At 62.8% G+C, this 20,786-nt stretch carries 25 protein-coding genes and 2 pseudogenes; 8 read left to right on the top strand and 19 right to left on the bottom strand.

Translation table 11 applies throughout. The features are described from left to right. Positions 1 to 70: 70 nt before the first annotated feature. The 6 genes from EJ071_RS29135 to EJ071_RS29110 form a co-directional block, all read right to left on the bottom strand. Positions 71 to 484 (bottom strand): MAPEG family protein, encoded by a 414-nt coding sequence (locus tag EJ071_RS29135; RefSeq protein ID WP_126100941.1) that lies wholly within the window; start codon positions 482 to 484, stop codon positions 71 to 73. Between the two features lie 46 nt (positions 485 to 530). After that, positions 531 to 1,019, bottom strand: coding sequence for an SRPBCC family protein (locus tag EJ071_RS29130; protein WP_126100940.1), 489 nt, complete (start codon positions 1,017 to 1,019; stop codon positions 531 to 533). After that, complete coding sequence (locus tag EJ071_RS29125) at positions 1,016 to 1,333, bottom strand: metalloregulator ArsR/SmtB family transcription factor (protein ID WP_189521267.1); 318 nt, start codon at positions 1,331 to 1,333, stop codon at positions 1,016 to 1,018. The genes EJ071_RS29130 and EJ071_RS29125 overlap by 4 nt, the downstream gene beginning before the upstream one ends. A 79-nt stretch (positions 1,334 to 1,412) precedes the next feature. After that, positions 1,413 to 1,796 carry a VOC family protein gene (locus tag EJ071_RS29120; protein WP_126100938.1) on the bottom strand — a complete coding sequence of 128 codons (384 nt, stop codon included), beginning with the start codon at positions 1,794 to 1,796 and terminating at the stop codon, positions 1,413 to 1,415. A gap of 13 nt (positions 1,797 to 1,809) precedes the next feature. Then, entirely contained in the window at positions 1,810 to 3,012 is a 1,203-nt protein-coding gene (gene chrA / locus EJ071_RS29115; RefSeq protein WP_126100937.1) for a chromate efflux transporter, read from the bottom strand. Further along, positions 3,005 to 3,319 (bottom strand): PadR family transcriptional regulator, encoded by a 315-nt coding sequence (locus EJ071_RS29110; protein WP_126100936.1) that lies wholly within the window; start codon positions 3,317 to 3,319, stop codon positions 3,005 to 3,007. The genes chrA and EJ071_RS29110 overlap by 8 nt, the downstream gene beginning before the upstream one ends. A 125-nt stretch (positions 3,320 to 3,444) precedes the next feature. Between EJ071_RS29110 and EJ071_RS29105 the strand changes: the two genes are divergently transcribed. Continuing rightward, positions 3,445 to 3,654: a hypothetical protein gene (locus tag EJ071_RS29105; protein WP_126100935.1), complete on the top strand. Its 210-nt coding sequence runs from the start codon at positions 3,445 to 3,447 to the stop codon at positions 3,652 to 3,654. A 199-nt stretch (positions 3,655 to 3,853) separates the two neighbouring features. Here the strand turns inward: EJ071_RS29105 and EJ071_RS29100 are convergent, their stop codons facing one another. The 6 genes from EJ071_RS29100 to EJ071_RS29080 all read right to left on the bottom strand — a co-directional run bounded on the left by EJ071_RS29100 (position 3,854) and on the right by EJ071_RS29080 (position 9,756). Continuing rightward, a complete protein-coding gene (locus tag EJ071_RS29100) occupies positions 3,854 to 4,177 on the bottom strand; it encodes a DUF2934 domain-containing protein (RefSeq protein ID WP_126100934.1) in 324 nt (107 codons plus the stop codon). Between the two features lie 98 nt (positions 4,178 to 4,275). Then, entirely contained in the window at positions 4,276 to 5,274 is a 999-nt protein-coding gene (locus tag EJ071_RS39680) for an aminomethyltransferase family protein (protein WP_245460010.1), read from the bottom strand. Continuing rightward, positions 5,244 to 6,713, bottom strand: coding sequence for an FAD-dependent oxidoreductase (locus tag EJ071_RS39675; protein WP_245460009.1), 1,470 nt, complete (start codon positions 6,711 to 6,713; stop codon positions 5,244 to 5,246). The genes EJ071_RS39680 and EJ071_RS39675 overlap by 31 nt, the downstream gene beginning before the upstream one ends. Before the next feature lie 136 nt (positions 6,714 to 6,849). Continuing rightward, on the bottom strand, positions 6,850 to 7,848 hold the full coding sequence (locus tag EJ071_RS29090) for a L,D-transpeptidase (protein WP_126100933.1): 999 nt from the start codon (positions 7,846 to 7,848) through the stop codon (positions 6,850 to 6,852). A gap of 537 nt (positions 7,849 to 8,385) precedes the next feature. Then, complete coding sequence (locus EJ071_RS29085) at positions 8,386 to 8,679, bottom strand: GYD domain-containing protein (RefSeq protein ID WP_126100932.1); 294 nt, start codon at positions 8,677 to 8,679, stop codon at positions 8,386 to 8,388. A gap of 189 nt (positions 8,680 to 8,868) precedes the next feature. Further along, complete coding sequence (locus EJ071_RS29080; RefSeq protein ID WP_126100931.1) at positions 8,869 to 9,756, bottom strand: transcriptional regulator GcvA; 888 nt, start codon at positions 9,754 to 9,756, stop codon at positions 8,869 to 8,871. A 121-nt stretch (positions 9,757 to 9,877) separates the two neighbouring features. Between EJ071_RS29080 and EJ071_RS29075 the strand changes: the two genes are divergently transcribed. The 3 genes from EJ071_RS29075 (at position 9,878) to EJ071_RS29065 (ending at position 11,628) form a co-directional block, all read left to right on the top strand. Next, positions 9,878 to 10,363, top strand: a complete 486-nt coding sequence (locus EJ071_RS29075) for a VOC family protein (protein ID WP_126100930.1) — start codon at positions 9,878 to 9,880, stop codon at positions 10,361 to 10,363. A 34-nt stretch (positions 10,364 to 10,397) separates the two neighbouring features. Then, complete coding sequence (locus tag EJ071_RS29070) at positions 10,398 to 11,129, top strand: SDR family oxidoreductase (protein WP_126100929.1); 732 nt, start codon at positions 10,398 to 10,400, stop codon at positions 11,127 to 11,129. A gap of 166 nt (positions 11,130 to 11,295) precedes the next feature. After that, complete coding sequence (locus tag EJ071_RS29065; RefSeq protein ID WP_126100928.1) at positions 11,296 to 11,628, top strand: hypothetical protein; 333 nt, start codon at positions 11,296 to 11,298, stop codon at positions 11,626 to 11,628. An 88-nt stretch (positions 11,629 to 11,716) separates the two neighbouring features. Here the strand turns inward: EJ071_RS29065 and EJ071_RS29060 are convergent, their stop codons facing one another. After that, complete coding sequence (locus EJ071_RS29060) at positions 11,717 to 11,965, bottom strand: DUF1127 domain-containing protein (protein ID WP_126100927.1); 249 nt, start codon at positions 11,963 to 11,965, stop codon at positions 11,717 to 11,719. 171 nt (positions 11,966 to 12,136) lie between these two features. Between EJ071_RS29060 and EJ071_RS29055 the strand changes: the two genes are divergently transcribed. After that, positions 12,137 to 14,122, top strand: coding sequence for a BTAD domain-containing putative transcriptional regulator (locus EJ071_RS29055; protein WP_126100926.1), 1,986 nt, complete (start codon positions 12,137 to 12,139; stop codon positions 14,120 to 14,122). A 111-nt stretch (positions 14,123 to 14,233) separates the two neighbouring features. Here EJ071_RS29055 and EJ071_RS29050 read toward each other — a convergent pair whose 3' ends face one another. Both EJ071_RS29050 and EJ071_RS29045 read right to left on the bottom strand, forming a co-directional pair. Further along, complete coding sequence (locus EJ071_RS29050; RefSeq protein ID WP_126100925.1) at positions 14,234 to 14,419, bottom strand: hypothetical protein; 186 nt, start codon at positions 14,417 to 14,419, stop codon at positions 14,234 to 14,236. A gap of 118 nt (positions 14,420 to 14,537) precedes the next feature. Continuing rightward, positions 14,538 to 16,463, bottom strand: coding sequence for a PAS domain-containing sensor histidine kinase (locus EJ071_RS29045; RefSeq protein WP_245460362.1), 1,926 nt, complete (start codon positions 16,461 to 16,463; stop codon positions 14,538 to 14,540). Between EJ071_RS29045 and EJ071_RS39670 the strand changes: the two genes are divergently transcribed. From EJ071_RS39670 to EJ071_RS29035, 3 genes are all read left to right on the top strand, one after another. Beyond that, positions 16,368 to 16,571: a hypothetical protein gene (locus tag EJ071_RS39670; RefSeq protein ID WP_245460399.1), complete on the top strand. Its 204-nt coding sequence runs from the start codon at positions 16,368 to 16,370 to the stop codon at positions 16,569 to 16,571. The genes EJ071_RS29045 and EJ071_RS39670 overlap by 96 nt on opposite strands. Before the next feature lie 74 nt (positions 16,572 to 16,645). Further along, the gene (locus EJ071_RS29040; RefSeq protein ID WP_126100923.1) at positions 16,646 to 16,969 is read left to right on the top strand and encodes a hypothetical protein; all 324 of its coding nucleotides are present in this window, start codon (positions 16,646 to 16,648) and stop codon (positions 16,967 to 16,969) included. A 14-nt stretch (positions 16,970 to 16,983) separates the two neighbouring features. Next, positions 16,984 to 17,202 (top strand): hypothetical protein, encoded by a 219-nt coding sequence (locus tag EJ071_RS29035; RefSeq protein WP_126100922.1) that lies wholly within the window; start codon positions 16,984 to 16,986, stop codon positions 17,200 to 17,202. A gap of 16 nt (positions 17,203 to 17,218) precedes the next feature. Here EJ071_RS29035 and EJ071_RS29030 read toward each other — a convergent pair. From EJ071_RS29030 to EJ071_RS29015, 4 genes and pseudogenes are all read right to left on the bottom strand, one after another. Continuing rightward, positions 17,219 to 17,909 (bottom strand): annotated as a pseudogene (locus EJ071_RS29030) (cupin domain-containing protein). Positions 17,910 to 18,188: 279 nt separating this feature from the next. Then, positions 18,189 to 18,428, bottom strand: a pseudogene (locus EJ071_RS39665) (LysR family transcriptional regulator); the annotation flags it as partial. Positions 18,429 to 18,607: 179 nt separating this feature from the next. Further along, entirely contained in the window at positions 18,608 to 19,447 is an 840-nt protein-coding gene (locus EJ071_RS29020; protein WP_126100920.1) for a glycosyltransferase family 25 protein, read from the bottom strand. Beyond that, on the bottom strand, positions 19,440 to 20,102 hold the full coding sequence (locus EJ071_RS29015; RefSeq protein ID WP_126102765.1) for a glycosyltransferase: 663 nt from the start codon (positions 20,100 to 20,102) through the stop codon (positions 19,440 to 19,442). Before EJ071_RS29015 ends, EJ071_RS29020 begins: the two co-directional genes overlap by 8 nt. Between the last annotated feature and the right edge of the window lie 684 nt (positions 20,103 to 20,786).

The following is a 20,786-nucleotide window of genomic DNA, read 5'->3' as shown; positions in this document are numbered from 1 at the left end:
CTTGTTTCGACCCTGGAAAGTACAATGCACGCGGGTGTCACAAACAAGTGCCAGTCGAAGAGCCACGGCATCAGACGGCAGCGGCCCACCCGGTCACAAGGATGAGGGCAAGCGTGACCAGCGCTCCGGAGACGTAGAGGATCGTCCTTATGTTGCCTCCCTTGGCCGCATTGCCGCCACGCAGGTAGATCGCCAAATGAACGAGGCGTATCGCCAGGTGAAGCCAGACGAGCGTCGCCAAGGTGGCCGGCCCGACGCCAACCATCATCGCGAGCACCGCTGGCACGACAAAAGGTGCCAGCGCCTCGACCGAATTCATGTGCACGCGGTCGATCCTGTAGAGCCGGTTGTCGTCGTCCGCCGGGATCACCGGCCCTGAAAGCATTCCGGCGAACCCCTTGGATGAGCCCGAATAGACCGCCAGCAGCACGGACAGGAGGCAGAGCGCGAGCACGCCGAGGATGCTGAACCAATAGGCTTCCATCTTGTCTTCGCTCCGTGATGCGATGCCCTAGACCGCTGCGCGACGGTCAGGCTGCCTTGCCGGGAAAAAGGTCTTGGAAGCGCTGCAGGTACAGCGGCCAGCCCTGATCGCTGTCGACGCCACCGCGCACGCCTTCCCAGCCTTCGCCATGCCGCTCGAGATTCCGGTGCTCGATCTCGACCCGGGTTCGGTTCTCCGTCTCGGCCGTGAACCGGACTTCCCATTCGCTGGTCTTGTTCGGGTCGGTCTCGATCTGCCATCGCGGGCTGATGTCCCAGCTCAGAACCAACCGGTCGGGCGGATCGTAAGCCAACACCCGGGCCCACCGGCATTCGCTGCCGTCCACGCCGCGGTCGTACACATGGCCTCCGACCCGAGGCTCGAAGATCGTCTCCGCGATCGGCACGGCGAGAAGATTGTGCTCGCGGGGTTTGAAGCTGCCGAAGTCCTCGGTGAAGACCTTGAAGGCGCGCGCAATCGGCGCCTCGACGACGACGGAGTGCCTTACGGGCGCGGGTGCAGGTTGCTTGGTCATGCCTGGTCCTCCGTTGGTTGCTCGACGGCCAGTTTGTAGCCGGCCAAGGTCTTGCTCCAGAACCGGTCGATTTCCGCGCGCAGGCTCGCCAGGCCGTCCGGATCGATCCGGTAGATGCGTTCCTTGCCGGAGCGCGTGTCGGCCACGAGCCCGGCGTCCTTGAGCACCTTCAAGTGCTGAGAGACCGCCGGCCGGGTTACAGGCAGCGCACGGGCGAGTCCGCTGACCGAACAAGGCTGTTCGACCAGCAGTTCGAAGATCGTGCGCCTCGTCGGGTCTCCGAGCGCTGTCCAGTAGTTCGCGTTAGTCGTCACTAACGCGAACTTAGAGTGATGTACCCGCCCTGTCAACTTGGAGTGGCCGACACTCCGCAATCTTGGCCGGTCCGGACCCCTATTTGGCCGGCGGCTCGAACAGCTCGATCGGATTGCCGGCGGGGTCGTCGAGCAGGATCTGCTTGCCGCCTATCCCGGCCACGATATCGTTGCGGAACTTGGCGCCGAGGGTCTTCAGACGGGTGACTTCGTCCTCGATCTTCGCAACTTCGATCTGGATCCGGTTCCAGCCGCCGGGTTCCGGTTTGCGGCCATCCGGCATCGGCTGCGATGCGCCGCCCGGTCCGGTCGTTGCGTTGATGAGCAGCCGAAGGTCGCCCTTGGCCAGCATCGCGAAGCTCGGCGCCGGATGCATGGCGACGGAGAAACCGAGAGCCTGGGTGTAGAACGCGATTGCCGCGTCCACATCATCGACGATGTAGCGAACATTCACTGTTGTCATGGCATTGCTCCTTTCAAAAAAGGATCGCGCTCGCCGCCGCCAGCGAAACGACAACGATCCACGGGGGTGCCTTCCAGACGGTGAGCAGGAGAAAGCCCGCAAGCGCCAGCGCGAAGTCGCGTGGCGCGAGGATGGCGCTTGTCCAGACGGGGCTGTAGAGCGCTGCGCCGAGAATTCCGACGACGGCCGCGTTCGCGCCGCGCATGGCAGCCTGGGCCGTGGGCCTGGAGCGAAAATCGTCCCAGAACGGCAGCGCTCCGACCACCAGCAGCAGCCCGGGCAAAGAGAGCGCGACAAGCGCGATCGCCGCTCCGGCGACGCCGTTCGGCGCCGGCCCCATGACCGCTCCGAGATACGCCGCGAAGGTGAAAAGCGGGCCCGGCACCGCCTGGGCGGCGCCGTAGCCGGCGAGGAAGGCATTGTTGCTTACCCAGCCGAGTGGGACGACCTCGGCCTGCAGCAAGGGCAGAACCACATGGCCGCCGCCGAAGACCAGCGAGCCCGCGCGATAGAAGGAGGCAAACAGCGCAATGGCCTGAGCCTGCCCGGCAAGCAGCGTCGAGAGGAGGAACAGCAGGGCGAAGGCACTGAGCACCAGTGTGCCGAACCCCTTCGAAACGCGGAAATGCAACCGGCCGATCGCCGGCGTGCCACCGCTTCGGCACAGCCACAGTCCCGCCAGGCTTCCGAAGGCGATGGCGGCGATCTGGCCGATGGAACTGGCCGCGAAGGTCGCGACCAGAACTGCCGCAAGCGCGATTGCGGCGCGTTCCCGGTCGGGCGTGAGGTTTCGCGCCATGCCCCACACCGCCTGCGCCACGACGGCCACCGCCACCACCTTCAGGCCATGCAGCAGACCGGCTTCGGCCGTTCCCGCGAAAGCCGACGATCCATAGGCGAAGAGAAGGAGCAGGATAGCGGACGGCAGCGTGAAGGCGGTCCAGGCGGCCACCGCGCCCAACGGGCCGGCGCGCAGCATTCCAAGCGCGAACGCGACCTGGCTGCTTGCGGGGCCCGGCAGGAACTGGCAGAGCGCCACGACGTCGCCATAGCCTTCCTCGTCGATCCATTTGCGCCGGGTCACCAGCTCGTCGCGGAAATAGCCGAGATGGGCGATCGGCCCGCCGAACGAAGTCACGCCCAGTTTTGTGAACGCTGCGAGCACCTCCCAGGCCGCGCCGACCCGAGGCTCGGATTCCAGTGCGGGTTCAGCCATCGCTGCGTCCTGACACGACTTCACGAAACAGCTCCCTGATTTTGCCCTGCGCGGCCGCCAGGCCCTCGAGGCCATAGGGCGTGGCGGTGTAGAGGCGGCGTTGCGACCGGCCGGTCCGCTCGATGCGGGATTCGAGATAGCCCTTGCGCTCCATGGCGTGCAGCATCGGATAGAGCGTGCCGGGGCTGACGCGATAGCCGTGGCGCGCCAGCTCCTCGATCATCCATTGACCGTAGAGATCGCCCACGGCCGCATGATGCAGGATGTGAAGCCGTATGAAGCCTGCCAACAGCTCCTGATGCTGCATCTCTCCACCGCCGGCAATTCATCATAATCGAATTTCGATATCGAGAACCGATAATAACCTTGTGAGTTGGCTTGGCAACCGCCAAACGGCGGGTGCGTTGGATCAGCAACGAAAGGAGCACTCACATGGCCAGCGAAGACGACAGGAACCCGCGCCACCACACGCGCAATATGCAGGCCCGCCTGCAGGAGACGATGGACCACCTGCGCGCCGATATCCTCAAAGTGGATGAACCTCAGCTTAAGGCAATGTTCGAAACCGCCGCCGAAGTGTTGGGTGGGCTGAAAAAGGCGTTCAGCGACTACGAAAAGAAGAACGAGGCGGCCTGGCGATAGGCGACGACGGCCGGCCGACCGTCCCGCAGCCGCCGCTGGCGGGCACGATCCTCGCCGACACTTGGCGCAACGGTCCTGATCACGGCCAATGCGACGCGCATGCCGGCGTGACGGCCGCGCGCCGCCGGCGCTTGCCCGGTGGATAAGCTGCCGCTTGCGTCAGGGCCGGCCCCCAACCGGTCGCGTTGCGGTTCCGAACCTACAGCCCCTTCCGCGCCTTAAGGCTCCGCGCTGCCTGCTCGATCGCGGCGCGGTCGTTGCCCAGCCTGTCGAGCAACTCCTGCGCTTCTTCGCCCGATATGCCGGTGCGCATCGCAAGCGCCTCGACCGTCAGCACATCTGCGCTGTCGATCTCGCGCGTCTCAGGCAGCGCATCGTCCGCAGTCAGCGGCAGGGCCGCCTCGCGGTCGATTTCCATCTCGGCCTGATGCCAATGCCGCTCGTGATTGCCGAGGATACCGCCCTCGCGTTGAAAGATCTCATAGGCGCGCTGCCTGATCTTCTCGATCCGATCGTCGTCCATTGCCGTTTCCTCTCTGCGTTGTCATCAACGCAGGGCTAGGCGGAACGATCCGTGGCATTGTGAAGTGATGATCGGGCCGACCGCGCCCCGACCAGCCGCTACATCCGGGCCCTTTCGTTTCCGGGATCGTAGGGCGAATCCGCAACAACTTCGGCGACCTTCCATTCCCCGAGAATGGTTACGTCGAGCTTCGTGCCGGCTTTGCTCAGACGCTCCGGCAACAGCGCCAGCGCCACATCATGCCCGAGCGTGTAGCCGTATCCGCCCGACGTTATACGGCCGACCAGCGCGCCATCGATGTAGAGCCCCTCGGAGGCAAGCGTGCTGGCGCCGTCGGTTTCGATCTTCAGCGTGACCGAGCGGCGCTGGTCGTTCCTCGCCTTGTATTTCAGGACCGCGTCGCGCCCGACGAAATCGGCCTTGTCGAGGCGGATGAAACGTTCGAGCCCGCTCTCCAGCGCATTGAGCTCCGGGTTCATGTCGCGATACATCGCGCGATAGGATTTCTCCAGCCTGAGCGACTCCAGCGCATGCAGCCCGACGAGGCGCATGCCGTGCCTTTCGCCTTCCTTGAGAATTGCATCCAGCAATTGCCGCTGGTAGGCCATGGGGTGGTAGAGCTCCCAGCCGAGCTCGCCTTCGTAGTTGACGCGCAGCAGCCGCACGTCGCTGGCCAAAGCGACGCTGCCGGTCTTCGCGCTGAACCACGGGAATTGAGCGTTCGAGAGATCGATCTCGGTGAGGGGTTGCAGCACGTCTCGGGCGTTCGGCCCGACCACCGTGAAGCAGCCGCGATCGTTGGTGACGTTCTTCAGGCTGACGCTGCCGTCAGCGGGAAGCACTCTTGAGAGGTCGTCGAAATTCCAGCGCTCCGCGCGCGGCGTCGAGATGAGGTAGAAGCTGTCGTCACCGAGGCGGGCCACCATGTACTCCGCCTGCACGCCGCCTCCCGCCGTCAGATGATGCGCCAGCGTCACTTTGCCGACCGCGGGCAGGCGGTTGGCCAGGATCCTGTCGAGCCAGGCTGCCGCGTTCGGCCCCGACACCTCGAACTTGGTCATCGGCGTCATCTCGACCAGCCCGACGGCGTTGCGCACCGCCTGGACTTCCTCGGCGACGAAGTTCCCCTTGGGGTCCAGCGCCAGCTATACTGGTCCCTGGCCTCGACGCCGTCGCGCGCGAACCAGTTGGGCATCTCCCAGCCGTTGAGCACGCCCCAGACGGCGCCGAGCTCGGTCAGCCGGTCATAGGACGGCGCTGTCTTCTGCGGGCGGGCGGCGGGCATGTCCTGCCCAGGATATTTCTGCTCCGCATGCGTGCCCCAGGCCTCGCGCACCTTCTCGCGCGTCCAGGCCTCGTTGGCATAGTCGCCGAACCGGCGCGGATCGAGATCGGAGGTGTCGAGGCTGTTGCCGCCCTCGACGATCCGCTCCGACAGATAATAACCGATCGTGCCGCCCCACAGGATGCCGCCCGGCACGCCCTCGGCCAGCCACACATTGGGCAGGCCCCAGGCCGGTCCCATCAGGGGAAGCTCGTCGGCGGTCATCTGGAAGGGGCCGCGGACATTGGCCTTGATGCCGACGCGCCCCAAGGCCGGGACCAGTTGCAGAGCCTGCTCCCAGTTCCACGACACCGCCTCGAAATCTTCTTCGACGAGGTCGGCGCCGAACCAGGCGGGCACGCCGTCCTCGGCGAACAGTTTCAGGTTCGCGGTGCGCTCGTAAGGCCCGAACATCAAGCCGTCGCCTTCCTCGCGGAGATACCCCTCGAAGCCTTCGTCGCGCAGGATCGGCATCTCGGGCCGTCCCTGCTTTTTGCGCTCCACGATCTCCGGCACGGCTTCGGTGATCCAGTACTGATGCAGGATCGGGATCGCCGGGATTTCGAGGCCGAGCAGCGCGCCGGTCTGGCGCGCGTAATTGCCGGTGGCTGAGATCACGTGCTCGCAGGTGATGTCGCCCTTGTTGGTCTCGACCAGCCACTCGCCCCCGGGTGTCCGCTTGAACCCGGTGACCTCGGTGTTCAGATAGACCTTGCTGCCGAGGTCGCGCGCGCCTTTGGCCATGGCATGCGTCACGTCGGCCGGCGCGATGTGGCCGTCATCCGGATGATAGAGGGCGCCGAGCATGTGGGCGTTGTCGAGCAGCGGGCAGAGCTCCCTGGCCTCTGCCGGCGTCAGCAAATGCGCCCGCATGCCCTGCACGTCGGCGACGCTCATGTAGCTTTTGAACTCGTCGAGCCGGTCCCTGGAATTGGCGATGCGCAGCTGGCCGCATTTGTGCCAGCCGACCGGCTGCCCGGTCTCGGCCTCCAGCCCTTCATAGATCTCGATGGTCTTCTTGATCATCCGGCCGACATTGATGTTGCGGGCATAGGACGGGATGAGGCCCGCCGCATGCCAGGTCGAGCCGGCGGTCAACTGGGTGCGCTCGAGCAGCGCCACATCGGTCCAGCCGCGCTTTGCCAAGCCATACAGGATACCGGCGCCGACGCAGCCTCCGCCAACGATCACCACTCTCGCATATGCTTGCATCGAACCACCAATTCCAGACCAGTTTCAAAAGCGCGCCGCCGAAGCTACAGGCGGCGCAAGGCCATGTAACGTCTTGAAAAACTAGGCGTGGTGATAAATTGGGCTTATGCAGCCAGCCTCGCTAGCCGGCAGCCTCTCACTGAACTTGCCCTTCCTGCGCAGTCTCGTCCTTGAAGTCGACTTTCGTGCCCGGCTTGACCATGGCGGCGAGGTCTTCGGCGTCCCAGTTGGTCAAGCGGATGCAGCCATGCGAGAAGGTGGTGCCGATCTTGCCGGGCTCGGGGGCGCCGTGGATGCCGTAGCTTTCGATCGAGAGGTCGATCCAGACCGATCCCACCGGATTGTTCGGCCCCTTGGCGATCGTGAAGGGCCGCTTGCTCCTGACCCCCTTGAAGGCGAATTTCGGATTGTAGTGATAGGTCGGATTGTGCACTACGCGCTTCACCTCCGCCGCGCCGCTCGGCGCCGGCTTCTCCTCGCTGCCGATCGAGGCGGGATAGACCGCGAGCGCTTTGCCTGACGGGTCGAGCGCGCGCACCTGGCGGGACGCCTTGTCGATCTCGACGCTCCCGACGGCCGCGGGAGGATCGCCTCGGCCGACATCGGGCACCACCAAGGTGATGTCGGCCTTCCTGAAACCGGTTTTGGGATTGAGCATTCGCAGCACCTGTTCGCTGACATGGAAACGCTCCGCCAGTTTTTCCCGCGCATTGCGGTAGCCGAGCCGCTTCAGACGCGCCATCCGCTCCATGCGGGCCGGGATACGCCTGGTGAAAGGCCCGCGCACATCCTTGGCCGTGACCTCATAGTTTATCAGCACCGGCCTGGCGAAGGTCGCCGCGAGCTTGTCCCAGGTCTCGCGCGTGAGCTTGCCGTCGGACGGCAGCCCGTTCGCCGCCTGGAAGGCCGAGACGGCCCTGGCGAAATTGTCGGAAAGGCGGCCGTCGATCAGGCCGGGCGAGAAGCGGGCGCGATCAAGGAGGATCTGCGCCTTGAGCAGCATCGGATCGACGCCCTTCGGCTCGCCCTCGCTGAACTGGGCCTGATTGACCGCGTCCATGTCCAGCTTGGCGGCCTGCGACCCGCCGCAAGCGAGTGCGAGCGCCATCGCAACGACAAGAAGGACCCTGACCATCGACGTCACTCCGGGATCGCGACAAGAGCCTCTCTCTATGACGCGGAACGGCCGATCTGGTTCCTGTCGGCCCGCATGACGATCATCGCGAACGTGCACTCTTGGCCATATGCGGTTGAATTTTAAGCTGGAAGCAGTTCCCAAGAACGCGAATTGCTGGCATGCTTATATAAGGGCCTATGCATTTTCTGATTCCATGGCCCCCTGTCCTGGTGACCGACGGCTCCCCAACGCCCCCCGCCCATGCCGTCGGTTGCCCTGTTTGAGAATTCCAAGAGCCCAAGCCGAGCAGGTAGCGCTGTCGATGGACCGAGTGCCGGTATCCTTCTGCGGAAAGCGCAATCGCGCAGGCTCCATGTCGGAACCTCGCCGAATCGCGTGGCGGTCCATTCGCGGTTAGCTAATCCGCGCCTAGCCGAGACCCGATGGGAGAAGCGGACAAAATCTGGCGTGACGAGACATAACTGGAAGCGGTAGGCGCCGAGCACCCAGCCCGGCGCCAGCCTCGATCAGCAGTGCACGTCGGTAAAGTAACGGTCAGGCCATCTTTGCCAATATCTTGGTCATATCTGCCGTGTCGAATGCCCTCAGCGTCTCGGTTCTGATGTTGCCCATTGATGCGATTGATAAGGCTAATGCGGTCGCAGCAATGTCGTCCTCTGCTTCGGCAATCACCACGACATCATGTTTGCCAAGCGTCCACAACAGAGTGTGAACCTTGACCCCGCTTTTGCTGGCCATCGCCTTGAAGGCCTCAGCCCGTTTCTGAGTGTCCTTTATTGTCTTGATACCTTGATCGGTGAAATTCGACAGTAATACGTAGTGAGCCATTGGTTTCCTCCCACAAGGGAAACGGGGGCGCTCACGGCGCGTCCGCCGTTCCCGCAACCACGATAACACGAGCCTGTCCTGCAAAGAAGCGATTGCTAATATTTCGGCGAGAAGGCGCTGGATTGCTGGAGGAGGGCGCAGTCTCAAAGGCATCACGCGCGCAAGGCGGTGCGTGGACGGGCGCTCAACTCAGCCCGGATCGATCTCCGACAGCAGCCAATCCCGAAACGCCTTGACCTTTCGCTGGCGGATCGCTTCCGGCGGGTAGACGAGGTAGAAACTGGAAATGGCTTTCAGAGCGTGGTCGAAAGGCCGGACAAGCCTGCCGGTGGCGAGATCGGCTGAAACCAGCATGGTGCGGCCGAGCACCACGCCTTCGCCCTGCACGGCTGACTCAACTGCAAAGGTGGCGGAATCGAAGGTGAGCCCGCTGTTCGGGTCGACGCCTTCGACCCCCGCGCTGGCAAGCCAGGCCGCCCAGTCGATGCGGTAGCCGTCGCGGATCAGCGTGTGATGCTTGAGGTCCTCGGGCTTCTTGAGAGGATGCGGGCCCTCCAGCAGCTTCGGGCTGCAGACGGGAAAGACCTCCTCGCCGGTGAGGAACTCGGAGGTCAGTCCATGATAGTTCCCGGCGCCGTAGCGGATGGCGACGTCGATGCCGTCGCCGCGGAAATTTGTCAGCTTGCCGGTGGTCGAGACACGCACGTCGATGTCGCCGTGCGCGCGGTGGAAGCGGTAGAGCCGGGGCACCAGCCATTTTCCGGCAAAACCGTCGGACGTGCTGACATTGAGCGTCGAGCCCGAAAGGCGCGAGGTGGCGGTCTGGGTGGCTAAAGAGAGCTGGTCGAGCGCTTCGCGCACCGCCCGCGCATAGGGCTCACCGACAGGAGTGAGCCGCACCGAGCGTGTCGCGCGCTCGAAGAGCTGCACGCCGAGCTGGTCCTCGAGATGTTTTATGGCGCGGCTGATGGCGCCATGCGTGACGTTGAGCTCGTCCGCCGCCCTGGAGAAATTCAGGTGCCGGGCGGCGGCCTCGAAGGCCGGCAATGCGTTGAGCGGCGGCAGTCTGCGGGCCATGGCGCGAAATTCTATTTGTGAGATTTGGTAACAAATACTTGCCAAATTTTGGTTTGTCCATTGCGCATTTTCCAACCAAAAATCCTCACAGGATTTGTGATCAAAGATCAACGAGGACGCCATGGCTACCATCCACCCCTTCCTCTGGTTCAACCTCAACGCCGAAGAGGCCCGCGACTTCTATCTGTCCGTCTTCAGGAACGGCCGGGCGCTTGGGTCGATCGAGTTCACCGACTTCGTCGGCGGCACCAACAGGACCGTGCCGCACGCGATCTTCGACTTCGAGCTCGAAGGCCAGCGCTTCACTGCGCTCAATGCCGGCTCGATGCCGCCCTTCAACGAAAGGATCTCGCTCTACATCGAGACGAAGGACCAGGCCGAGACCGACTATTACTGGAATGCGCTGACGGCAGGCGGCGGCTCGGAAAAGCCCTGCGGCTGGTTGACGGACAAGTTCGGCGTCTACTGGCAAGTCATTCCCGAGCCGGCGCTGCGCCTGATGAGCGACCCGGACCGCGAGAAGGCCGACCGGGCGCGGCAGGCGATGTACAGGATGAGCAGGATCATCCTCGCCGATCTCGAAGCGGCCCACGCCGGCCGCGCGTAATTTTCAACCCATTGCTGGAAGACGGAGGACACCCATGGCTACGCTCGCGGGAAGCAAGATCATCGTCGTCGGAGGCAGCTCCGGCATCGGTTTCGGCGTGGCGGCGGCCGCGCTCGAAAGCGGCGCGGAAGTTACGATCGTCGGGCGCTCGGTGGAGAAGCTGAAGGCCGCCGAGAAAAGGCTCGCCGGGGCAGGGCGGGTGACGGGCATTGCCGCCGACATGGCCAACGAGGCGGACGTCGCCCGCCTGTTCGACCTAGTCGGCGCCTTCGATCATCTGGTGGCGACCGCCGGCACGCCGCCGCCCAATTATCCGATCGGCGGGACCGACATGGATTTCGTGCGCCAGTTCGTCGACAGCAAGCTGGTCGGCGCCGTGATGCTCGCCAAGCACGCGGTGCGCACGCTGAAGAAGGGCGGCTCCATGACCTTCACCTCCGGCATCAACAAGGACCGTCCGCCGGTCCCCGGCGGCTCGGTCGTCTCGGCGATCGCCGGCTCCTTCACCTATTTCGCCCGCGCGCTGGCGCTGGAATTGGCGCCGACGCGCGTCAACGTCGTCTCGCCCGGCTGGGTGGACACCGAAATGTGGGACGAGATCGTCGGCGAGGCCAAAGCCGGCTATTTCGACCAGATGGGCGCCCGCGTCCCGGCGGGAAGGATCGCGACACCGGCCGACGTGGCGCCGGCCTATCTCTATCTGATGCAGAACGCGTTCATGACCGGCGAGACCATCCACATCGACGGCGGACAGAGATTGGTGTGAGCGGGAAAGGCACAGGCTGGTTCGAAATTCGTCTCACCCACTGCCGCGATTCAGGCCGGGCGTTGCTTGCTGGGGCTGTCGGCATGCCTGGACCGATAGCATTTTCAGCCAAACGCTAATATACAAGACGTTCGATGAGCAGCGCCTCCGCATACGAGGAAATGCCATGCGAAGGTTCGTCTTCACAGCCGTGTGCATTGCCGCCGCAACAGGCGTCAACGCCCATGATTGGTACGAAAACAAGGTTGATCCGGTAACGAAGTTCAAGTGTTGCGGCGGTCATGATTGCCGCGCCATACCTCAGTCGTCGGTGCAGTCGAGGGTTGACGGCGGCTATACTTATTTGCCCGATGGTTTCAACATCCCGCGAGACCGGGTGCAGGAATCGCCGGACGGCCAATACCATATCTGCGAGAATAATTACGTCATAACCAATCAGCCCTATTTGCGCTGCTTTTTCGCGCCCCGGGTCGAGATTTCTCGACTGCTCCCGCGTTGAGGGACGCGATCAAGCGGCAGGTGCGCCGCGCAGCCGACCCGGCTCACCCAGGCAATCGCGCCGCAGGTCGTTTGAATCGTCGCCGACCTCATCTCATTGACATCAGGTCCGTCATCAGGCCGACGCCGACGCTAACGAGGAACTGTGGTGCCCGGGGCTGCGAAAGGCCGATATCCCTCAACTGATCGGGCGTCAGGTCTGCTAACGCCCTGCGCCCTGCAATGGTGCGCCGCCAGGCTGTGAAGGCAGCGACTGCTTTCGCAGCACTTTTCGACGCTGCCCCAAGCAGCCGGTGTTTCGATGCGCGGGTCTCCGCGTGAACTTCCGTGTGAGCCATTTTGCTCTCCCGTTCCAGATTACGGTCGCAGCTTGTCACACACGCGATCTGCGGCTGTTCAGCCGGGCGTGAACCGTCGCGGGAAGTCCGGTGGTCCGCCGTTAAATCCGCGTTAAATCGACCGGCGAAGATGCTATTCTGCCGACGCGTTCGAAATCTGGAGAGGGGCTCGTGCATATCCGGCTGCTTGGCGGTCTCGAGGTGACATCCGCGGAAGGCCAGTCCGTCCGCTTCGCGACGCGCAAGTCGACGCTTCTTTTCGCGGCCCTGGTCCTGGCGGGTCGCCGCGGCCACGCTCGCGAACGGCTCTGCGAAGGGTTTTGGCCGGGACGAGGCGATGCGCAGTCGCGCAATAGCCTGCGGCAGGCGCTGGCCGACATCAGGCGATGGTTCCCCGCCGCCGGCAACGCGGCCATTTCCATCGACGGGGATCAGGAAGCGGTTGCGCTTACGGCCGGCCCGGACGAAGCCGATATCTGGCTCTTCGAGCGGAAGCTCGCCGAAGGCGGGACGGCGGAGCTCGCCTTCGCCGCAGATCTCTACCGTGGCGATGTGCTTGCGGGCGAAGCCATTCCCGACGGACTGGACGAATGGTTCGGCCCTTATCAGGCGAAATACCGGCAGAAGGCGCAGCAACTGGTGGAGCGGCTGAGCCTCGCGCTGCCCGAATCCGGATCCGGAATTGAAGCCGCTTGCGAAGGGCTGGCGGAAAGGCTGCTTGCCTCGGATCCGACTGCGGAGCCGGCGCATCGGGCATTGATGCGCATCCATGCCGCGAGGGGCCATGAAAACGCGGCCTTGCGTCAGTTTGAGAGCTGCCGCGCGTTGCTGAAAAAGCATCTGGGTGTGGAACCCGAGGCACAGACGCTGTCACTGGCGGCGTCGCTGCAAACGCGAAGCGGAAATCGCCAGACGGCGTCGACGCTCGGTACCGCCCAGCCTATCGCCGCGTCGGCGAGACCGCATGACCAGCCATCGGTTGCGGTGATGCCTTTCGACAATCTTGGCGGGGCGGATGACGAATATTTTGCCGATGGCGTTGTCGAGGAGATCACCGCAGCACTTTCGCGCATCCGCAACTTCTTCGTCATCGCGCGCCAGTCGGCCTTCACCTATAAGGGGCGCTTCGCCGATGTGCGCGAGGTTGGCCTGGAGCTCGGCGTCAATTACGTGGTCGAAGGCACCGTGCGGCGGGGCGGCGACCGCCTGCGCATTTCTGTGCAGCTGGTCGACGCCGACACCAGGACACAATTGTGGTCCGAGCGCTACGAGGGCGCGACCGAGGACGTTTTCGAGTTCCAGGACAGGATCGCTGCGCAGGTGGCCGGCGCCATCCATCCGGCCATCCGCGGTGCCGAGATCGAGCTGGCAAAGCGCAAGCCGCCGACCAACCTGCGGGCCTATGACCTCGTCATGCGGGCCTTCCCGAACCTTTGGGGTCGCCGCAAGGACACCAATGACCGGGCGACAGAGCTGCTTACGAAAGCGATCGCCATCGACCCTGCCTACGGCCGCGCGCATGCGCTTCTAGCATGGTGCCACGCCTCGAATGCCGCATATCTGTGGGCCGAGCAGCCGGAAAGGGAGCTGGAAAAGGCGCTCGCGGCAGTTGAGGCTGCCGGCTCGATCGGCGACGATCCAACGGCGTTGACCGCCGCCGGCTCGGCCATGAGCATGGCCGGCGAACAGGAGCGTGCCGCCACCTTTATCGAAAAAGCGCTCGCGCTTGATCCGAACAATGCGTGGGCATGGGCGCGCCGTGGCTGGATCGCGATCTACCGGGGCGAAGCCGTCCGCGCATCGGAATGGTTCCACCGGGCGATGACGCTGAGCCCAATGGATCCACTCGCATTCAACATGAAACTGGGAATGGCCACAGCCATGGCCAAGGCTGGCTCTCTTTCCGAGGCTGTCGCGATTGCCCGCGAGGTCATCGCCGCCCATCCCGACATCATCATGTCCTATCGATACCTCGCCGCCTGGTCGGCGATGAGCGGGGACCTGGAGACCGCCCGCTGGGCCGCGCAAAAGTTGCTCGCCGCCCAGCCGGGCTTCACGATCGAGCGATACCGGGCGTTGCCTATCTTCCGGAACACGCCGGAATGGGCGGACCAGGTGGTCGAAGCCTTGATCCGGGCGGGATTGCCCAAACGCTGATCGCATGACCTGTAAGGTGCGATCGCAATTGCGGCCGGCCTCCGGAGCTGAAGAATGCTATCGCGACCAGAGCAGCCGCGCGCCGGGCAGCTTGGGCGGCGTTTCCTTAGACTAGACGCCCGAATGCCTCGCCTTGATAATTCGGGCTTCCCGCAACAGCGTAGGGCGATCGCGTCCAACAGCCTTTATCAGCCTCTTGGCTTGTGCGTCCGAAATGCCCGTTTTTTCTTTCAGCAGAATGACGAGCTGTTTGTCGTCGATGCGGTTATGGGAACTGCTTTCGCCGGGTTCGGTCATCGTGGGATCCTCCTCCAACTGAACTGGACGAAGCCCTGAAGGTTTCATCGTCGTTATGCTTTTCGTAAGCAATTGGCGACTGCCGATCGATCTCAATTCGGCCCATGGCGCCAAAACCTCAATCAGTTCCGCTTGGATTGGCGAAAGGGCCTTTCGTCCTCAACGGTACCACATTGGCAACGGTCGGCTGTTCCGCCTCGGCACTCTGCAGCGCGGTCGCCATATCGGCTCGTGGCAGATAGATCGTCACGGTCGTGCCTTTGTCGACTTCGCTGTCGATCGTGACCGCACCGCCGGACTGCTGCGCAAAGCCGTAGACCTGGGCGAGGCCGAGGCCCGTGCCCTTCTCAGGCCCTTTGGTCGTGAAGAACGGTTCGAAAACTTGCGGCAACACATCTGGCGCAATCCCGATGCCCGTGTCCGTTACCCGCATTGCGACGAACTCACCTTCCAATCCGGCCGCGCTATCGTCCCTCGAAAGCTGCATGTTCTCCGCGGTAATCGTGATCAACCCACCTTCGGGCATGGCATCGCGCGCGTTGAAGACGATGTTGACGAGGCCGAGCTCCAACTCGCCTGGATCGACGCTGACCGGCCAGATGTCGGGCCCGACGGCCGCGACCAGCTTCACTGCTCTGCGGATGGAACCGGCCACCATCCCGCGGACGGCTTCCACCCGCTCCGCAAGCGATACGAGTTCGGAACGGGCAGATTGCTTGCGCGAGAAGGCCAGCAACTGGCGCGTCAAAGCGGCGCCGCGCTCGAGCGTAAGCTCGACGGATTCGGTCGCCCGCTTCATTTCGGGATCGGCACCGGCTTTCTTCACCTTGCGAACGTAGCTGTCGACCACCGTGAGCAGGTTGTTGAAGTCATGCACGATGCTGCCCGTCAATTGGCCGAGAGCGTCCATTTTCTGCGCATGCGCGCGTTGCGCTTGCGCCTGGCGGAGCGCGATCTCCGCATCGCGTCGGTCTGTAATGTCGCGCGTGATCTTGGCAAAGCCGATCGGCTCTCCTCGCTCGTCGCGGATCGTATCGATCACGACATTCGCCCAGAACAGCGACCCGTCCTTGCGAACGCGATGGCCCTCGATTTCGAAGTGTCCTTCCCGTGTCGCCATATAAAGTGCGCGTGCAGGTAAACCCGCAGCGCGGTCGTGCTCGGTGTAGAAACGCGAGAAGTGCTGACCGATGATCTCATTGGCGGTATAGCCCTTGATGCGCTCCGCGCCGGCGTTCCAGCTGGTCACCAGCCCGTTGAGATCAAGCATGTAAAGCGCATAGTCGGTCACGCCGCTCACCAGAAGGCGGAACTGGCGCTCGCTTTCCCGCAAAGCTTCGTGCGCTGCCCGACGCTCCGTGATGTCGCGGGTAACCTTGGCGAACCCCTCGAGTCGGCCTGCGTCGTCGCGGATCGGGTGGACGACGGCGGAAGCCCAGAAACGGCTGCCATCCTTGCGTACACGCCAGCCTTCGCCTTCATAGCGTCCATCCCGGGCGGCGGTTTCGAGGACACGGAGCGGCGTGCCTTTTGCGCGCTCCTCGCGCGGGTAGAATTTGGAGAAATGCTGGCCGATTATTTCGTCGGCGGTATAGCCTTTGAGCCGCTCGGCGCCCGCATTCCAGTTGGTGATCATGCCGCTTGGATCGAGCATATAAATGGCGTAGTCGACCACGCCGTCGACCAGGATGCGGAAACGCCGTTCGCTTTGCAGCAGCGTCTCGTGCGCGGCGACGCGCTCCGTGATATCGCGCGTGATCTTTGCATAGCCCAAGAAGACGCCGTTCTGGTCGACGACCCGTTGAACGACGGCGTTCGACCAAAACCGGGTACCGTCCTTGCGTACCCGCCAGCCTTCGGCCTCGTACCGTCCGTCTGCCCGCGCCGCGGCAAGCATCCTTTCCGGCACGGCATTCGCCTGATCTTCGATTGTGAAGAACCGGGAGAAATGCTGGCCCAGGATTTCGGACGCGGCGTAGCCCTTGATCTTCTCGGCGCCCGCATTCCAACCTGTGATGTAGCCGTCGGCGTCGAGGGTGTAGATCGCATAGTCAGCAACGGCGTCGATGAAAAGCTCGAGGCGATGGCTGTCGGAAAGATGTTGCGCGTCGGTTGTGGTCAGTGGCATTGTCGAACCCGCGTTGTGCGCTAGCATTCAGCAGTTCGTCGGACGGCACGTCTCGCAGCATAGGCGCGGCGATCTGACATCGCAACAAGCTTGGACCCATGGCAACATACTCATCTGCTCTCGCATTCAACCTCAAAAGCCCGGGCTATCTCTACAGTTTTGCTCCGGAAAACGAGCCTGGAGACGATGAAGAGAATCCGGCCTCGCACGAACTCGGTTCGGCCGAGCACGACGAACTGCCCTATAGGGTCGAGTTGTGGAACGCCGACAAGAACGGCGTCGAGCAAGTCCTGGCCGTCACGGCAAACGCTAGCATCGGCTACGCAGCCTATTACGCCGCGACGCGCGAGCATCCAGACCGCTACGTCACCCTGCGGCACAAGAACAATTTTGTTTCGAGATGGAACGGTCCGACGAACTAGGCAGGGGCCTGTCTATGACACGGAGCGCCAACTCTTCCCGGTCGGCTGAAGCGCTGCCTTATCGCGTCGAACTCTGGCATGCTGAAAGCCAGGAGATCATCGAACGGGTCCTCGCCCGGGCGGTCACCGCCCAGCTTGCCCGCGCCATTTTTCAAGCCGCCAGAGACGAGCATCCTCAGCGACGGATCACGCTGCGCAAAGGTAACCGGATCCTCTCCGATACCTCGAGTTAACGATCACGCCATCTGGTCATATTCGGGGCTCGGGGAGGGACAGAACGTCAGGGTGCAGCAGGGGCGCGTTCCGGATCCAGAGTCTTGCACCCTGCGGGCCGATGGTAGCGTCGAGCTTTGTTCCCGCGGGCAGGCGTCCCCCAGCTCTGCGGCTCCAGCCGCTCTCCGCCGACGCCAAGCTCCCCTGCAAGCACGAGGAATTCGAGCCCGCGGCTGTTCTCGACCGTCACCCGCTCGCCCGCTCGCCATTCTTCCAGACGGACCTCTTCACGGCCGTCGTCGAACAGCACCGTGGCCGAAGCCGCGCCGGCGCGGGGTGGAACGCTGCGGCCTTCTCCGGGCTGACGGACGACCTGCTCGACGTCGCCTGCGCGGAACTGCCAGAGGCGCACGAAGATGGTGCAGCCATCGCGCGATGCGGGAACATGCGAGGTTCCGGGCGGATTGCGAAAATAGCTGCCGGTGGGATAGTCGTCGTGCTCGTCCTGGAAGACGCCGTCGAGAACGACGATCTCCTCACCGCCGCCATGGGTGTGCCGCGGAAAGGCACTGCCCGGGGCATAACGGACGATGGAGGTGGCGCGCGCCACCTCGTCGCCGATCCTGAAAAGCATGCGCCGGTCGACGCCAGCCGCCGGGCTGGGCACCCAGTCCTGCCGTGCGGCGTGAACGATTGTAGGGCGGGAGAAATCGTCATTGATGCGCATGAGCTGCGTCCTTCATCGCGAGCACCATCCGGAACTTCACGTCGCCCGATCGCATGCGCCGCACGGCATCTGCGGCCGCTTCCAGCGGCACCGTCTCAATGAGCGGGCGCACGCCCGCCAGCACGCTGAATCGAGCGTCTTCTCGTTTTCGAAAGGCGTTCCGGTGATCGAGCCGAGCACTCCGCGCTCGCCCACCATCAGCGGCCCGGGAGCAACGGCCAGGGGATCCTTGCCACCGGCGAGTTGCAGGAGCCTGCCCTGCGGCGCGAGGCCGGCCAGAAGCCGCGATCTGCCGGCGCCGCGGTGGAACAGCGGCACGCCAAGCCAGTCCTCCAGCCCCCGCACCAGCTGCCCGACGGCGGCCGCGGTGACGTTGAGCTCGCCGGCCGCGCCGGAAACGCTCCTGTGCCTGGCGCTCGCTTCAAAGGCCCTGAGAGCGTTGAGGTAGGCTGGAGACTTCGAAGCGCTCAAGATTTTCTTCCTCGCTGAGCATGGCGAAGACGATTGCCCGGGCCGCATGAGCTGTCAACAAAGCGATGTGGTTTCACTATCGGCTGTGTAAATTGCGGTCTCTATACCTACCCTTTCCACGAACATGGCCAAATTCGGCGCCGCGAGAAACGACGTCGGCGCAGGGAAAAGATCAGGCGTCTGGTCGCCGCGCCGTTCAGGCTGATCCGGGGTGTGAACCGCCGTAGTCAGGCGTCTTTATAGGTTCGGCCGTGTCGTTCACGGCTACCTGCGTTTACAGTCTCCCGCACGTTAGCCGCACTCGCTCGGCGATACCAAAGCGACCGCACGAGTTTTCTCGCCTGCGGGAAATTCCCCCATATGGACCGAATTACAACCCTCTTGCGTCTCAGGTCGCATCGTTCTCTTTCCAGAATGGATCCACCGAGCTGAATGCTTACTTCGTCGACCAGATTGGGAGAAGTCGACCAGACGCGCATGGAAAACTCCCATGGATGAGAAAAATCCTCATCGATAGGCCTGAACAAATGGCGGCGATGTAGAAGCGACTGTGCTGCCTGCCTGTTGATCAGATAGGCTACCGCACCCGAGGCCGGGTACTTGTATCCGACCAACTGCGTTGCTCCAATCTTGACCGACTCAACCACTTTCTTATGGTTAAAATCGAAGAACTTTACGATGCTCCAAGTGCCTCGATGAGAAATGGCATCGTTTATCGCCATAATGAATTGCTCGTCATTGCAGATTTTGAAATCGTCCTCAAAAATCAACGCAAAATCGAGCCCCCTGCGCATCGCTTCCTGCCAGATCTTGCGATGTCCGAGATAGACGGAAATCTCGCCCCTCGTCAGTGAGCGCTTGTGAAGAGTCCAATTCAGAAGGCGTGAGTATGCCCGGTCGATGGCGGCGCTGTTTTGATCGATGCCCTGCACGAAATCAAAAGAAATGCCGACACGGCCCAATTCGTTGGCGGCGTGCGTCCTGCGGGCTCCGCCTGGAGGCTCTACGGTAAGAACGAATACGCCCAGGTTCGGAAAGTCGATTGCACGAAAGGAAGAGCTATCCATGGTCTTTGGCCGCCGATGCCTTCAGAGCCCGTAGCTTTTTCCTTGCGGAAGACGCATAGAGCGAGCGGGGAATTTCGCGAATTTTGTCAAACAGAGATCCGAATCTGTACGCGCCTGTTGTTTCTCCAAATTTCTGATGAGCATAAATTTTCCCTGAGCCGGTGTATTTTCGACCAAGGAAATGCTCCGGAATAAGGGTGTGAGACGGCCAGATAACAATCTCGGGGCGGAGTTCTTCCATAAGCTCGGCAACGAAAAGGTTGCCTGTTTGGCGCCAAGGGTGATCAAGATGCTGCGGCGGTATTTCCGACAGGCGGTCGATGATTTCCTTCAGGAAAGGATGCTTTGGCGCCGACGCCACGATGGGGGCAACCAGTTGTCCCCTTAGAAACTCGTTCTCATAGACGGTGTAGAGTTTGCCGCCGTCGTCGAACAATTCATCAATGGGATTGACGCAAATACTGTCTGCGCCGGCGATGTAGCCGCCATGCCTGTACAGTATTTCATACCGCAACAAATCGGCGGCGCCCGCATACCATCCCCGCTTCATGTACTCATTGATCTGAGGCCGAGTCCTGAAGGTCCCGCCACTCAAGAAGTCATTGTCGTATCGCGTGTAATTCCAGTTGGGGTGCTTGTCGGGCCACGTCTGCATCCACTCTATCGGAGCGACCTTGGGCCCAATCCAGATGTGACCGAGATTCCTGGGCACATTCATGGGACGATAGTCACCTTCTGATCCGCCCTCTTGCGAGATGGAGTGGCCTCTATTCCGCCAAGCGCGATCTTCTCGTGCGCTACGGCGCAACTGCGATCAGCAGGTTTGTGCCCAAGAGGCAGCATCTCCGTCGCCCAGGCGCCGGGTCGTCGGATGATGCGCTTGTCATGTCGCCGGAAGACGGAGTCGACATCCCCCGCGTCCCACTCGACAAATGTTTCGTCGAAGCCGTAGACCGCAGGTGCATCGGCTTTCCGGCGCGCGAGATTGCAGCGCTTGAGGCGCCGCCAAATGAATGAGCGACGATCCGGCAGTTGATGCGAATGTAGGCGTACGAACGACGCCGCAACTTTCGCTAAGTCGAGAAATTGTACTGCATCGCGCCAAAAATTGGCACGATCCGCCCCCGCAGGCATTTGCTTTGACACCACCCCGAATTAATCCCCGCTAAATCAATATTGCCGACGGCAGCTGCAGTCAACCGGCGGTTGGTTATTTAGGTATTGCAGCATGCATCAAAACAAGGGCGTAAAGCGCGTCGCCTGAATCCGTTTTCAACGCCACGCGCCTCGGCCGTCAATCGCGCGAATGCGCCATAAGCTGCTGAAATCTTAACGTGAT

The organism is Mesorhizobium sp. M1B.F.Ca.ET.045.04.1.1 (genome assembly GCF_003952465.1).
GTDB classification, from domain to species: domain Bacteria; phylum Pseudomonadota; class Alphaproteobacteria; order Rhizobiales; family Rhizobiaceae; genus Mesorhizobium; species Mesorhizobium shonense.
The sequence above is the reverse complement of the archived record's forward strand: the minus strand, read 5'-3'. Positions and strand labels throughout refer to the sequence as shown.